Source organism: Rhizobium grahamii (assembly GCF_009498215.1).
Taxonomy (GTDB): Bacteria; Pseudomonadota; Alphaproteobacteria; order Rhizobiales; family Rhizobiaceae; genus Rhizobium; species Rhizobium grahamii_A.
Genome location: NZ_CP043499.1, coordinates 1,524,019 through 1,538,561 on the forward strand (window position 1 = coordinate 1,524,019; position 14,543 = coordinate 1,538,561).

General features: G+C 59.7%; 13 protein-coding genes and 1 pseudogene. All 14 read right to left on the reverse strand.

What is annotated here, in order from left to right:
• Positions 1-166: 166 nt before the first annotated feature.
• Positions 167-1,237 (reverse strand): ABC transporter ATP-binding protein, encoded by a 1,071-nt coding sequence (locus FZ934_RS25770; RefSeq protein WP_153273626.1) that lies wholly within the window; start codon positions 1,235-1,237, stop codon positions 167-169.
• Positions 1,234-2,061, reverse strand: coding sequence for a carbohydrate ABC transporter permease (locus tag FZ934_RS25775; protein WP_113364021.1), 828 nt, complete (start codon positions 2,059-2,061; stop codon positions 1,234-1,236). The genes FZ934_RS25770 and FZ934_RS25775 overlap by 4 nt, the downstream gene beginning before the upstream one ends.
• Positions 2,058-2,960, reverse strand: coding sequence for a carbohydrate ABC transporter permease (locus FZ934_RS25780; protein ID WP_153273627.1), 903 nt, complete (start codon positions 2,958-2,960; stop codon positions 2,058-2,060). Before FZ934_RS25780 ends, FZ934_RS25775 begins: the two co-directional genes overlap by 4 nt.
• A 111-nt stretch (positions 2,961-3,071) precedes the next feature.
• Entirely contained in the window at positions 3,072-4,304 is a 1,233-nt protein-coding gene (locus FZ934_RS25785) for an ABC transporter substrate-binding protein (RefSeq protein ID WP_153273628.1), read from the reverse strand.
• 65 nt (positions 4,305-4,369) lie between these two features.
• A pseudogene (locus tag FZ934_RS25790) lies at positions 4,370-5,271 on the reverse strand (sugar phosphate isomerase/epimerase family protein).
• 11 nt (positions 5,272-5,282) lie between these two features.
• Positions 5,283-6,281, reverse strand: a complete 999-nt coding sequence (locus tag FZ934_RS25795) for a Gfo/Idh/MocA family protein (protein WP_432443639.1) — start codon at positions 6,279-6,281, stop codon at positions 5,283-5,285.
• 260 nt (positions 6,282-6,541) lie between these two features.
• Complete coding sequence (locus FZ934_RS25800) at positions 6,542-7,795, reverse strand: glycerate kinase type-2 family protein (RefSeq protein WP_153273630.1); 1,254 nt, start codon at positions 7,793-7,795, stop codon at positions 6,542-6,544.
• Positions 7,796-7,807: 12 nt separating this feature from the next.
• Entirely contained in the window at positions 7,808-8,845 is a 1,038-nt protein-coding gene (locus FZ934_RS25805; RefSeq protein ID WP_153273631.1) for a substrate-binding domain-containing protein, read from the reverse strand.
• A gap of 210 nt (positions 8,846-9,055) precedes the next feature.
• Positions 9,056-9,601, reverse strand: a complete 546-nt coding sequence (gene rfbC / locus FZ934_RS25810) for a dTDP-4-dehydrorhamnose 3,5-epimerase (RefSeq protein ID WP_153273632.1) — start codon at positions 9,599-9,601, stop codon at positions 9,056-9,058.
• Complete coding sequence (gene rfbA, locus FZ934_RS25815; protein WP_153273633.1) at positions 9,598-10,482, reverse strand: glucose-1-phosphate thymidylyltransferase RfbA; 885 nt, start codon at positions 10,480-10,482, stop codon at positions 9,598-9,600. Before rfbA ends, rfbC begins: the two co-directional genes overlap by 4 nt.
• Positions 10,479-11,378: a dTDP-4-dehydrorhamnose reductase gene (gene rfbD / locus FZ934_RS25820; RefSeq protein ID WP_153273634.1), complete on the reverse strand. Its 900-nt coding sequence runs from the start codon at positions 11,376-11,378 to the stop codon at positions 10,479-10,481. Before rfbD ends, rfbA begins: the two co-directional genes overlap by 4 nt.
• Positions 11,375-12,421 carry a dTDP-glucose 4,6-dehydratase gene (gene rfbB / locus FZ934_RS25825; protein ID WP_153273635.1) on the reverse strand — a complete coding sequence of 349 codons (1,047 nt, stop codon included), beginning with the start codon at positions 12,419-12,421 and terminating at the stop codon, positions 11,375-11,377. The genes rfbD and rfbB overlap by 4 nt, the downstream gene beginning before the upstream one ends.
• 50 nt (positions 12,422-12,471) lie before the next feature.
• Positions 12,472-13,914 (reverse strand): exopolysaccharide biosynthesis polyprenyl glycosylphosphotransferase, encoded by a 1,443-nt coding sequence (locus tag FZ934_RS25830; RefSeq protein ID WP_153273636.1) that lies wholly within the window; start codon positions 13,912-13,914, stop codon positions 12,472-12,474.
• 223 nt (positions 13,915-14,137) lie between these two features.
• The gene (locus tag FZ934_RS25835; RefSeq protein WP_153273637.1) at positions 14,138-14,500 is read right to left on the reverse strand and encodes a hypothetical protein; all 363 of its coding nucleotides are present in this window, start codon (positions 14,498-14,500) and stop codon (positions 14,138-14,140) included.
• Positions 14,501-14,543 lie beyond the last annotated feature (43 nt).

The following is a 14,543-nucleotide window of genomic DNA, read 5'->3' on the forward strand; positions in this document are numbered from 1 at the left end:
AGTATCGGAATTCAACGGAAGACTGTCTCGGATGGCAAGACCGACAAAATGCGGGATGCCGTTGTGTGCCGTCATCCTTTAGGGGAAGTCATTTCGCACCCATACCTGCGCGGAAAGTCAAAGCGCGGATGGCCTTATAGCCAATCCGCGCGTCTGAAAATCATTGCTAGATACGCGCGCCGCTCGTGTCGTCAAACAGGTGCAGTTGCGACGGATCGACGACCGCACCGATAGTCTCCCCTGCCCGCGCGGTGCCGCGGCCCGTCTCTACGATGGTCAGTTCGGGTGTGGTCGCCGCCGTGACGAAGGTGGATGAACCGGTGGATTCCACTACCGCGACAGGCACGTCGAACGTACCCTGCCCCGGTGCAGTCACGCCGATATGCTCAGGGCGAATGCCGGCAGTCACCTTGCGGCCGGGCTGCACCTGATGATCGAGCGCGATCTTTTGCTTCACGCTGCCGAGGTCGATCGTCAGGCTTTTTCCGTCTTCGCCGGCGACTGCAGGAATGAAGTTCATGGCAGGGGAGCCGATGAAGCCCGCGACGAACTTGTTGGCAGGCTTGTCGTAGAGATCGAGCGGCTTGCCCTGCTGTTCGATGATCCCCTCGCGCATGACGACGACATGGTCTGCCATGGTCATTGCTTCGATCTGGTCGTGGGTCACGTAAACCGAGGTGGCATGAAGACGGTCGTGCAGCGCGCGGATTTCCTTGCGCATGTGAACGCGCAGTGCCGCGTCGAGGTTGGAGAGCGGCTCGTCGAACAGGAAGGCCTTCGGGTGCCGGATGATGGCGCGGCTCATCGCGACACGCTGGCGCTGACCACCGGAAAGCTCGCGCGGATAACGCTTCAGGAGATGCGACAGGCCGGTGGTCGCCGCGACCTCTTCCGCAGCCTTTTTGGCTTCCGCCTTCGCGACGCCGCGAATGCGCAGGCTGTATGTCAGGTTCTCCTCGACGGTCATGTGCGGATAGAGCGCGTAGGATTGGAAGACCATGGCGACGTCGCGCTTGCGCGGCGGCACGTTGTTCATCAACTCGCCGGCGATCTTCAGTTCGCCTTCCGAGATGCTTTCAAGACCCGCGAGCGAACGAAGCAGCGTGGACTTACCGCAGCCGGACGGGCCTACGAGCGCGACGAACGTGCCCTTTGCGATCGAGAGGTTGATGTTCTTCAGGGCATGGAATGCGCCGTAGTGCTTATTGACGCCGCTGAGCTCGATCTGATTGGTCATTTGAGGGCTCCAGAGGTGAGGCCGGATACGATGCGGCGCTGCAAGAGAACGAAGATGGCAAGGATCGGTGTCACATACATCGTGGCGTAGGCCATGATGTTGTTCCACTCGTTGGTGTTCGGTCCCATGAAGGAATTGAGACCAACGCTGGCCGGCTGAAGGTCGACGGCCTGGATCATAGACTTCGAGTAGACGAACTCACCGAAGGCCTGCATGAAAATCAGGATGGCGCTGACAAGAATGCCGTTGCGGGCAAGTGGCAGCACGATGCTGAAGAAGGCGCCGACGCGACTGTTGCCGTCGACAAGCGCGGCCTCTTCGAGTTCCATCGGCACCGCCATGAAGGTGGCGCGGACGAGGACGACGAAGAAGGGCATGCTCTTGGCGGCGATCGCAATGATGACGGCAAGGCGCGGATAGTCGAGCATGCCGAATTGCGAGAAGCCGACAAAGATCGGGGTCACCATCAGCGATGCCGGCAGAACCTGCAGCATCAGGATCATGAAGAGACCGATATCGACCCAGACGTTGCGGTAGCGGGCCAGCACATAGGCACAGCCGACACCGAGAACGGTGATCAGCGTGACGGCACCAACGGCTATGACCAGCGAATTCCAGAGATAGCGGCCCATGCCGCGGCTTTCCCAGACATAGCCGAAGGTGCCCCATTGCGGGTCGGCCGGCCAGAAGCTCGGCGGTGTCGCGAACATCTCGGATCCGCCCTTTAGGGCCGTGATGTACATCCAGTAAAGCGGGAAGAGATAGATCGCCGCCATGACGATGGCGATCACAAGCATGAGACGGTTGCGTGTCGTTTCGGTCATCCGCGCACCTCATGGCGTGTGGAGCGGACGTAGACGACAGAGGCGAACATGACAAAGATGATCATGATGACGGAGATGGTCGCGCCCTTCGCGAAATCATACTGACGGAAGGACAGGTCCCACGCCCAGTACTGCGTGACGTTGGATGAATTGTTCGGGCCGCCGGAGGTGATGGCGGCGAAGAGATCGAACTGCTGCAGCGTGAAGATCAGGCCGAGCGCGACGATCGCGCCGATGGTGGAGCGCATCATCGGCAGCGTGATCGTCCAGAAGCGCTGCCAGGCATTGGCGCCGTCGAGTTCAGCCGCTTCGTAGAGATCGCCCGGAATGCCCGACAGGCCAACCGATAGCAGGATCATGTTGAAAGCCGTGCCCAGCCAGACGTTGGCAATGATGACAGCATAGAGCGAGAAGTGCGGATCGGAGCGCCAGAAGATGTTGCCGCTGATGATGCCGCTTTCCTTCAGGATGAAGTTGAGAACGCCGAAATCGCCCGAGAGAATCCAGTTCCAGATTGCGCCCACGACGAGGCCGGGCATCACCCAGGAAACAAGAAACAGCCCGCGCAGCCAAGAGGCGCCGGGGAAATTGACCCAGAAGAACAGCGCCAGACCGAAGCCGATGAGAAACTGGCCGGCGATGGAGCCGACGACAAAGATCACCGTGTTGCCGAGAATCGGCCAGGTTTCCGGTTGCGCGAAGAGATCCTTGTAGTTTTTGAGACCGACGAAGGGACGCGCGAAGGTACCGAGGCTGAACATGTCAACCTCCTGGAAACTCATCACCACATTGTAGATGAGCGGCAGCCCGGCCATCAGGAACAGGAACGTCAATGGGAAGGCAACGAGCGTGATGTCGAAGCCGCGGCCGTCCCTGACGCTTGAAAGGAACCGTTTCATCGATCCTCCAATACTCCGAACGGGGCTGCCGAGAGCTTGCGCTGCAAGACAGCCCCTGCCGGGAGGAAATGGTAAGGATGGCCTGAAGGCCATCCGGTTATGCGGAAGTGGTTAGCCGAGAACTGCCTTGATCTTGTCGGCAGCCTGATCGAGCGCATCCTTCGGGCTCATCTGACCGGTCAGGGCAGCCTGGATGGCATCCTGAATTGCCTTGGAGATCTTCGGCCACTGCGGGTTCGGGCCGCGCGGCTTGGCGTACTTCAGCTGTTCGATGAAGACCTTCAGGGCCTCATCCTTGAGCTTCTCGCCGGTTGCCGGGATGGTGATGTCGGAACGGGCCGGAAGCTGGCCGTAGTTCTTGAACATCTTGTCGTCCTGTGAAGCGAAGAACTCGAGCGCCTTGAAGGCTTCGGCGGGGTGCTTCGTGCTGGAGAAGATCGCCCAGTTGAAGTCGCCCATTGCCGAGGAACGCTCAGCGCCTTCCTTCGGAACCGGGAGCAGAGCAACACCCCAGTCGAACTTGGCTTCCTTGCTCATGCGGTCGAGTTCCCAGGGACCGGAGATCGCCATGGCGGCATTGCCTGAGTTGAACGTACCGGTGGAATCCCACTGGCCGCGCGTCAGGGTATCCGGAGAAGCAAGCTTCTCGTCCATGATCGTCTTCCAGGTCTCAAGCGCCTTGACCGCACCTTCGGCGTTGATGTTTTGGTAGCCGCCGCCGCCCATCTGGGCCCAGGGCAGGAACTGGAAGGTACCTTCCTCGTTCGCCTTGGCGGAGAAGGCCAGACCGTAGACGTTCTTGGCCGGATCGGTCAGCTTGCGCGCATCCTCGACAAGCTCATCCCATGTCTGCGGCGGCTTGTTCGGATCAAGGCCCTTCGCCTTGAACATGTCCTTGTTGTAGTAGAGCGCGATCGTGTTGGTTGCCTTCGGAATACCGAAGTACTTGCCGTCCCATTCCACGGACTTTAGCGGGCCCGGGAAATAGTTGTCCGGCTTGATGACCGAGGAGCCCTTGATCATGTCGGAGATGTCGAGGAAAGCGCCGCGCGAGGCAAACATCGCGTGCTCGGGGTTGTCGACCGCGATGATGTCAGGAGCCTGGCCGGTCGCATAGGCGCGCATGGCCTCGGTGACGACGTCGTCGAACTGGATCAGACGATACTCGATCTTGATGCCGTTGTTCTGGGCGTTGAATTCCTTGACAAGGTTCGGTGCCGGCTGGATGTCCTTGTCCAGCGACCAGAGGGTCAAGGTGACATCTTCGGCCTTGGCAGCAAGGCCGAAGAGCGAAACGCCTGCCAGCGCCAAAGCGCCGATCATTGCAAACTTGCGGATACCCATAGTTCTCCTCCTTTGTGGTTATCCTGTCGGAAGCCGGCGATTCCTCCTCGCCGGCCACGATGTCATCAAACCGGATCGACGACGAAATCGCCGCCCCGGCATGCTTGAGGTGGTTGAGCGCGTAGACCTGACCGGTCATCTCCAGCTCGTCGCGGTAAACGGGGTCGTGCCAGCCTTCGATGTCGATCGAACCGGACCAGCCGGCAAGGCGCAATTCCGAAATGATGTCCGTCCAGTTGCTGTCGCCGAAGCCCGGCGTGCGCATGAAGACGAACTTCTCCTTGCCGAAAATGCCGTGTTCCTTGATGACGTCCCAACGGATCGTCGCGTCCTTGCCGTGCACGTGGAAGATCTTCTTCGCCCACTTGCGGATCTGCGGCAGCGGTTCGATCAGATAGACCATCTGGTGGCAGGGTTCCCACTCCAGACCAATGTGGTCGTCGGGCGTTTCGTTGAAGATCAGTTCCCAGGCATCGGGGTTGTGCGCGATGTTCCAGTCACCGGTTGCCCAGTTCCCGTCCATGGCGCAGTTTTCGAAGGCGATCTTGACGCCCTTGTCGGCGGCGCGCTTGGCAAGCTCGCTCCAGATTTCCTTGTAGCGCGGCAGGCTGTCCGTCAACGGCTTGTTACGGACGCGGCCGGTAAAGCCGGCGATGCAGGTGGCACCAAAATGATGTGCGTTGTCGATGCAGTCTTTCCAGCCCTGCAGCGTCTGCAGGTCGATGTCGGTCGTCTCAAGCGGATTGCCGAACATGCCGAGCGTCGAGATGGTGATGTCGCGATCACCGATAGCATCGAGAGAGCGCTTGCCGAGTTCGGCCAGGTCCTGGCCGTTCGTCGTCTGCCAGAAGAAGGGCTCGAAGCTCTCGAAACCCATGTCGGCAATCTGACCGATGCGCTTGTCGGCGCCGCCCTTGGAGGCGCTGACCATGGTACCTACACGAATGGACTTGGCGGGGTTGATCACAATGTCTGTCCTTATGCTGAAATTTCAATGCGCTTGCCGGTCTTGGCGCTTTCAATCGCGCCGAAGACCATGGCGAGGCTTCTGATATTGTCCGAGCTGGCGGTCTCGGGCCGCTTGCCTGTCTTGATCGCCTCGACGAAGCTGGCGATGACGCTGGCGTGGCCGTGCGTCTCTTCTTCATGCGCGGGCTCGGGAACGTTTACGGGCGCAAAGCCATGCAAGAGACCCCGCTCCGTGCCGGCGACAGCTGCATTGAACGTGTCACCGCCATCCCAGGTCAGCATGCCCTTCGAGCCGACGAGGCGCCATTCGCTCTCCCAGCTCGTGCGCTCGCCTTCGGCGCACCACGAGCCACGATAGGTGAAGACGACGTCGTCGGAAAATTCGAAGGTCGCATTGGCAGAGGCGCCATGCTTGTACCAGGAACCGGTCGGATTACGCTCGACGCAATAGACGGCGAGCGGCTTCTTGTCTGCTACATAGCGGGCGGCGTCGAAGGTATGGATCGCCATATCGAGCAACAGAACGTTGTCCATCTCCTCGCGGAAACCGCCGAAATGCGGGCCCAGGAAGAAGTCGCAATGGATGGCAGTCAGATCGCCGATTGCTCCGCTCTCGACGAAGCGACGCATGCGGCGCACGCCCGAGATGAAGCGGCGGTTCTGGATGATGGCGTGGATCTTGCCGGTTTCGGCGGCGAGATCGATCAGAGCGGCACCTTCGGCAAGCGACGTTGCCATCGGCTTTTCGCTGAGAACGTGGCAGCCCGCTTTCATGGCCGTGGAGACGACGTTGAAACGTGCGGTCGGAATAACGACGTCGAACACGATATCAGCGTTCGACTTGGCGATAACATCGGCAAGATCGGTGCCGATGACAGCGCCTTCAAGACCGAACTCGGCAGCGAGTGCTTCCGCCGCCGCCGGATTGACGTCGACGAGGCCCTTGACCTCGATCACGGCCGCAAGAGCCGGGGTTTCCTCGATGGCGCGCAACCAGCCTTTGGACATGGCTCCGCACCCGCATAGAACGGCATTCAATATCACGATTTCCTCCGGTGGATCGTTTCCGGTTTTCCTCCCGAAACGCATCCCGTAAACGTTTACGATACTAAGCGGAAACGTTTCGTGGTGTCAATAGGCCGCACACGCAGCCAAAATGCTGCGGAAAACACCTGAAAATGCCGGGTCTTAGCGCAGGCTATGTCGCACTGCAGCATCGAAAATTATTCGAGCGCTCCAGCTGTTTTTTGTGACGCTTTACGGAAGCGTCACGCAATCAGGATCGCACGAAAATCATTCACGTTGGTACCCGTCGGACCGGTGACGAAGAGGTCTCCCAGAGCTTCGAAGCCGGTATAGCTATCGTTGGCGTCGAGCAGCTTTCGTGGATCCATGCCCGCCTCACGCAGACGCCTCAGGGTGTCGCCGTCAGCGAACGCGCCGGCATTGTTTTCAGAACCGTCGATTCCATCCGTATCGGCAGCCAGGACGTGAATGTTCTGCTCGCCGATCGCAAGCGCCATTGCCAAGGCAAACTCCCCATTGCGCCCCCCTCGGCCGCCGCGTCCCCTCAGCGTAACCGTGGTCTCCCCGCCGGAAAGGATAACGACCGGCTTGGAAAACGGCCGGTTCCTTGTGGCCACCTCTCGCGCAATCGCGGCGTGGACAAGTGCGACGTCGCGCGATTCTCCTTCGATCGAATCCGAGAGGATCACGGCTTCGATCCCGTGGGCGCGGGCAGCAGCGGCGGCAGCCTCCAGGGAGACACCGGCGGAAGCGATGATGTGGTGTTCGTGGCGGGCGAATATCGGGTTATCCGGCCGCGGTGCATCGGCGGAAGGCGATGCGAGATGATCAATTGCCGCCTGCGGCAATTCCAGTCGGTACTGCTCGATCACCGCCTGCGCCTGCTGGCGACTTGAGCTGTCCGCAACCGTCGGGCCGGAGGCAACGTGAGCGGGATTGTCGCCCGGTATGTCTGATACGATGAGGCTGACCACACGTGCTTTCGTCGCGGCCGCCAGCCGCCCTCCCTTGATCGTCGACAGATGCTTGCGCACGACGTTCATGGAGGCAATCGGTGCACCGGAAGCGAGCAGAAGCTCATTGAGCGCTATTTCGTCCTGAAGCGTCAAGCCAGCTGGCGGCGCCGGCAGCAATGCCGAACCGCCGCCGCAGATCAGAGCGATGACGAGGTCGTCATCGGTCAATCCCGCGACCGCCTCCATCAGCAGTCCGGATGCAGTCAATCCAGCCGCATCGGGGACCGGATGAGATGCCTCTATGACCCTGATGCTCCTGGTCTCGCAACCATATCCGTAGCGCGTGACGACAATGCCCTCGAGCGGTGTCGGCCAGAGGCTTTCCAGCGCTCGCGCCATCTGCGCGGCTCCCTTTCCTGCTCCGACAACCACGGTGCGACCGCGCGGTGGCGCAGGAAGATGGGACGCAATGCCCGTCAGTGGATCAGCGGCGCGCACAGCGGCCGTAAACAGTTCGGTGAGAAGCTCGCGCGGTTTCATGCTATCTGCCAGTCAGGGGGTGATTGTGAATGCGTCGCTCTCGCCCGGGGCGAGTTCCAGCGGCCAGATCGTATTCTGTGCGCCCTTTGGGTAAAGAGCTGAATAGGCGGGCATCGTCGCAAGAAGTGTCTCGGCGAGCTTGGTACCGAGGTCGCGAAGCGACAGGCGAAAGCAAGTGAGCGTCGGCTGCAGGAACCTGGCACGAGGCTCCTCGCGAAAACCGATCACGGCGAGATCCCGGCCGGGAACCACCCCTGCCTCGACCATTCGACGATAGAGCCCGATGGCCATCAATTCGTATATCAGGATGATCGCTGTTGGCCGGTTCTCGAGTTGCAGCAATTCCGTACCGGCCTGATAACCGCCCTGCTCGCTGGACTTCACGCGAATGATCAGACTCGGATCAAACTCGAGGCCGTGCCGCTCCAGCGCCTGCCGGTAGGCATCCACGAAGACATAGCCGAGGTTGATATCGGTGGAAGGTGCGGCAATGGCGATACGGCGGTGACCTTTGGCGACGAGGCGCGCGACGGCACAGGCCGCCACCCCCTCGAAATCCAGGTCGATCCAGGGATAATTGCCGCCGGACGAACTGCGTCCGAGAGCCACGAACGGAATCTTTGCCTTCGAGAGGAAATCGATACGCTTGTCGATGCGCTGCGTTGCCGAGATGATCATGGCATCGACGACGCGGCGGGCGACCATGCGCTTCAGATACTCGTGCGGGTCCTCATCGCTTGGGCAAGGCAACATGACAAGGTCAAGCTTGTGGCGCGTAAAGACGGACTGAAGCCCGCCCGTGACGCTAAGGAAGAAGTTGTCCCCGTTCTCGACAGTCTCTTGGCTCGCTTCGATCATGAGCCCGATAACGTTGGTCGTGCCCTGCCGAAGGCTGCGGCCGGACTGATTGGCGACGTAACCGAGTTCCTCCGCTGCCGCCAACACGCGCTTGCGCGTCTCCTCGTTGACGTCAGGCTTGTCATTCAGCGCCCGCGATACTGTCCCGATCGAGATATCGAGATGTTTTGCCAGCTGGCGAATTCCCTTCATTTGCGGCAAATTCCTCCTCACCCCGAAACGCCTCGGCCCATACTTGCCATACAGAAACGTTTCCGAGAAGCACTTTAGGCGATGATCGACGCGATATGCTCACACGGGGAGTGATCCGGCGCGTCGAACATTTCACGACGTCACGAGTGGAATGGTTTGATCTTCCAAGCCGGAGTACTCTTACGCGAATGGGACCGCTCTGAAACGCCATCACGGAAACAGTTCGGCGTCCTGGAAGGAAGAGGCAATTGCATCCTTCGACGACAGGATCGGCTCGCCCTCGATCGGCCAGCGAATATCGAGCTGCCGGTCATTCCAGATAATCGTTCTTTCATTTTCCGGAGAATAGAAGTCTGTCGTCTTGTATAGGAACTGCGCGCTTTCGGACAGGACCAGAAAACCATGTGCAAAGCCGGGCGGTACCCAGAGCTGATGCTTGTTCGTCGCAGACAAGACCTCGCCGACCCAGCGTCCGAACGTGGGAGACGAGCGCCTGATATCGACGCAGACATCGAACACCTCCCCCTCGACGACACGCACGAGTTTGCCCTGCGGTTGCTTGATCTGGTAGTGCAGCCCTCGCAGGACATTCTTGCCCGACCTCGAATGGTTATCCTGGACGAAGGTTACCGTCCGGCCGAGTGCCGTATCGAACTGTGCCTGATTGAAGCTCTCGAAGAAAAAACCCCGGTCGTCGCCAAAGACCTTGGGCTGAACGAGAAGCACGTCCGGAATATCCAGCGGAGTGAAACTCATTGCAGCGCGCCTTCGTCCAGAAGCCGCAACAGGTACTTGCCGTATCCGTTCTTCGAAAGCGGCATCGCAAGCCGCTCGAGATCAGCGCGGCTGACCCAACCGTTACGGAACGCGATCTCCTCGGGGCACGATACCTTCAGTCCCTGGCGGCGTTCGAGCGTCGAAATGAACTGGCCGGCATCGAGTAGGGAGTCATGTGTCCCGGTGTCCAGCCACGCGTAGCCCCGGCCCATGATCTCGACCGTCAGGCTTTCATCGTCGAGGTAGCAGCGGTTGAGATCCGTGATCTCGAGCTCGCCGCGCGGCGAAGGCTTCAGCTGCTTTGCAAATTCGACGGCGCGTTCGTCGTAGAAATAGAGGCCGGTCACGGCATAGTTGGATTTCGCGACTGTCGGCTTTTCCTCGATGGAAAGGACACGGCGGCGACGGTCGAATTCCACGACACCGTAACGCTCCGGATCCAGCACATGATAGGCAAACACGGTCGCCCCTTCCCTGCGCGACATCCCGCTCTCAAGCAATGTGGGGAGGTCGTGGCCGTAGAAGATGTTGTCGCCCAACACCAGTGCGGAAGGTGCTCCCGCCAGGAAATCCTCGGCGATGATGAAGGCTTGCGCAAGCCCATCGGGAGACGGTTGCTCGGCGTAGGAGAACGTCACGCCCCACTCCTGCCCGCTCCCCAGCAGCTGCCGAAATCGCGGAATATCCTGCGGCGTGGAGATGATCAGAATGTCGCGGATGCCGGCGAGCATTAAGGTCGACAGCGGATAGTAGATCATCGGCTTGTCGAACACCGGCAACAGCTGCTTGCTGATCGCAAGCGTCGCGGGATGCAGGCGTGTGCCGGACCCTCCGGCCAGAATGATGCCTTTGCGGGTCATGGCTTCCATCCCCTTGTTCGAAGTTGATCCAGCATGCGGTCGACATGCACTCTCCAGTCCGGCAGGCTGAGCCCCAGACGGGACGAGAGAGCGGTGCAATCAAGTGACGAGTTCAGTGGCCGGGCAGCCGGACGCGGAAACTCAGCCGTGGTGATGGGTTCGATATCATCTGGACCGGCCTTCGGCTCGAAGCCGATCTCGATGGCACGGCGCACCACATGACATGCGAGTCCGTGCCAGCTCGTGCGCCCACTCGCCGTCAAATGATAGATCCCGTCAGGCAGGTGACCGCGGCGATAGGCGGCCACCGCAAGCGCCGTGACATCGGCGATCAATTCGGCTGATGTCGGTGCGCCGAACTGGTCGGCCACCACGCGAAGTTGCGGGCGCTCATGCGCCAAGCGCAGGATCGTCTTGATGAAGTTGTCGCCGTCCGCCGAGAACACCCAGCTCGTGCGGAACACGAGATGCTTGCAGCGCGAGCCGGTGATCGCCAGTTCGCCGCCCCGCTTGGAATGCCCGTACACATTCAATGGATCTGTCTCGTCCGCCTCGACATAGGGCGCAGCCTTCCGGCCGTTGAAGACATAGTCCGTCGAATAGTGAAGCAGCAGGGCGTCGCGCTCGAGCGCCTGCCGCGCGAGGATGCCGACGGCGTCCTGGTTGACCGCGAAGGCAGCAGCAGAATTTGTTTCCGCCTGATCAACCTGCGTAAAGGCGGTGGCGTTTGCAATCATTATCGCATCGCCCGCGTCTCGCAGAACGCCTGGAATCGTCTCGGGTTTCTCAAGGTCGATACGATCCCGTCCGAAAACATCAAGGGAGCCGAAGGGCAACAGGGTGCGCTGCAGTTCGCGGGCAACCTGGCCATTTTTGCCGAGCAGCATCACGGTCATGCGTATTGCTTCTCAAGCCAGTTGCGATAGCTGCCGGATGTGACGTTGCGCACCCATTCGGCATTTTCGAGATACCAGCCGACGGTTTTTCGTATGCCGCTTTCGAATGTCTCGCTTGGGCGCCAACCAAGCTCACTCTCGATCCTGCGCGCGTCAATCGCATAGCGGCGATCGTGCCCCGGACGATCCGTAACGAACGTGATCTGCCGTCGATACGACTGACCATCATCTCTCGGTTTCAGTTCGTCGAGAAGATCGCAGATCGATTGCACGACAGCGAGATTGGTGCGTTCGTTCCAGCCGCCGACATTGTAGGTTCGCCCGGGCACACCTGATTGCAATACACGGCGCAGCGCGCTGCAATGGTCCTTGACGTAGAGCCAATCCCGGATCTGCTGGCCATCGCCGTAAAGCGGCAAAGGTCGCCCGAACAACGCATTGTTGATCACCAGCGGGATGAGCTTCTCCGGAAAGTGGAATGGCCCGTAGTTGTTCGAGCAATTGGTCGTGAGAACCGGGAGCCCATAGGTGTGGTGATATGCCCTTACGAGGTGATCACTGGCCGCCTTGCTTGCGGAATAGGGGCTGTTCGGTTGGTATTGCGTCTCCTCATGGAACGCTTCATCGTCAGCGCCGAGTGCGCCAAAGACTTCATCCGTCGAGATATGCAGGAAGCGAAACGAGTCGTCCTTGGAGCTGCTCCAGTATGCGCGCGCCGCCTCCAGCAGGCGGAAGGTACCGACGATATTCGTGTCGATGAAGTCGGCGGGGCCATGAATGGACCTGTCGACATGGCTTTCAGCCGCGAAATTGAGGATGGCCCTCGGCCGATAGTCTGCCAGCAGTCGCTCGACAAGCGGGCCGTCACCAATGCTGCCGTGGACGAAAACATGCCGCTTGTCGCCTTCGAGACTGCGAAGATTGCCGAGGTTTCCGGCGTAGGTCAGCGCGTCCAAATTAAGCACCGGCTCGTCGCTTTGCGACAGCCAGTCGAGGACGAAATTTGAGCCGATGAATCCGGCGCCACCCGTTACGAACAACACGTCTACGCACCCCTTTTTACAACGCAAACACCAAGGTGAGGGATCACCCGCTAATAGACATTCTTGCGGTCCTTGATCCCGAGCATCGTCTGCAAAACGATCCGTAGATCGAGCCAAAGAGACCAGTTATTGATGTACCAGATGTCATGGCGGACGCGCTCCGCCATGCGGTCGACCGTCGGGGTCTCGCCCCTGTAGCCGTTGATCTGCGCCCAACCGGTCAAGCCCGGCTTGACGTGGCGGCGCGAGGCATATTGTGCAATCAGCGTGCCGTAAAAGTCATCATGAGCCAGCGCATGTGGACGGGGACCGACCACGGACATCTCACCACGCAGTACGTTCCAGAACTGCGGCAACTCATCGAGGCTAGACGAACGAATGAACGCGCCTACCCGTGTTACACGCGGATCGTTCCGGGTAGCCTGACGAACATCGCTACCGTCCTCCATCACCGACATGCTACGGAACTTCAGAATGCGGAAGGATTTCCCGCTGTAGCCTTTGCGCGACTGCCAGAAGAATATCGGGCCGCGGCTGTCGAGCTTGATGGCAATCGCGATGACGATGCACATCGGCAGGGTGACGAGAAGCGCACCGATCGAAAAGGCGATATCGAAGGTCCGCTTGACGGCGCGTTCGAACAGATCGAGCGGCGGCCGATGCGTCTGGAATGCGCAGTTTTCCCCAAGGCCGTGTGCGAAGCCTTGCACGATCTCACCCACCAGGCCGGTGAACATGACACTGACCGGAAGGCAGAACTGGCGAAGCGTGACGAGGCACTCGTCGAGAACCTTGAGATTCCCGTAATCGCCCCAGACGATCAGCACTTCATCCACGTCGTCGATGCCGTGTTTGCTGCAAGCCTCAAGGAGGCTCGGTCCAGCGGCACTGCCGTCGCGTCCGATGCGCATCGTTTGCGTTATCACCAATCCGCTGCGGGTCGCTCGCTCTGAAAGAGGTTCGACCGCGGTTGCTTCCGGGCAAATCAACAGTACACGATGGGTTGGGAAGGCAGCGTGCGCTGCCGCGCGTTTCAGATAAGAACGCCACAACACCCGCAATCCCAGAAGTCCGGCAAGAGACAAAACCGTCGTCGAGGCGATCGCCCCGCGTGAGATGGCGGACCCCACTTTCATGAAGAAGGCAATTGTCAGCAGGAACACCACGACGGCAGGGAGAATGGTGCAGATCGCGGTGAGCTGACGACGAAACGAGACGAGCTCCGCCGCTCTGTAAGTATGCGCGCCGGCCATCGCCAGAACAAACATTGTCGCGACCAGAAGACCGATACCGATGTAGACCGACGGGTCGTCACTGAACCCGAACGTTATGTCCTGGTAGGCGATGTGGCCGGCGGCGCTGGCGAACAGCAACAGTGCGAAATCAGCCATTGCCGCCGCATAGGTCACGGCAACGCTGTTGAATCCCAACCACTTCCGATCGCTACGGACCGAAAAGCGCGCATTCCAATTCTGCTCTACTGGCATGGTCATAAGAGTTCACCTCAACCCACCAGCTTAGTTAACATGAGATAAATGCGCGCAACAATTGCCCCGAAATACTCCTTATTCAGTAAAACTGAAGTATGCGTCAAAGCCGCACCCAATACTGAGATAAGTATAAAGCAAGCGATGGAGTAGAGGAGGAGAGGCGAGGGGTGCTGCGGAAAGGTAGGCCGGCAGCACCCCGTCTGGGTGTTTCAAACGGCTTTACAGCTCAATCAAGCTTGAAACTCGAGAATTCATAGCGATTGCCGCTGCCCGTGCGGCTCACGACGTATTTCCGGGTTTTGGTTATGATGCGGGCGAAATTGCCATCGGTCGTGATGGTACGGGCTGTCGATATCTTGGCGTAGTCATTCCCAGGAAAACTTGGAGGGCAGGCCTTCCCGCCGATCGCATAGATCCGGGCGCCGCCCTTGTCGAACCGGCGTTGAATCGGCTGTCCGTGCGGATCGGCCAGGACCTTGCATTCAGGCGCATTCGGAACCGGCAACAACTGGTACCAGGGGCTATCCGCATGGGCAGAGATCGCCGACAGCGATAAGGACAACGAAAAGGCAAAAGCTGACTTCCACATGATACCAAGCCTCCCTAGCATTCACTTCTTCAGGTTACACCTT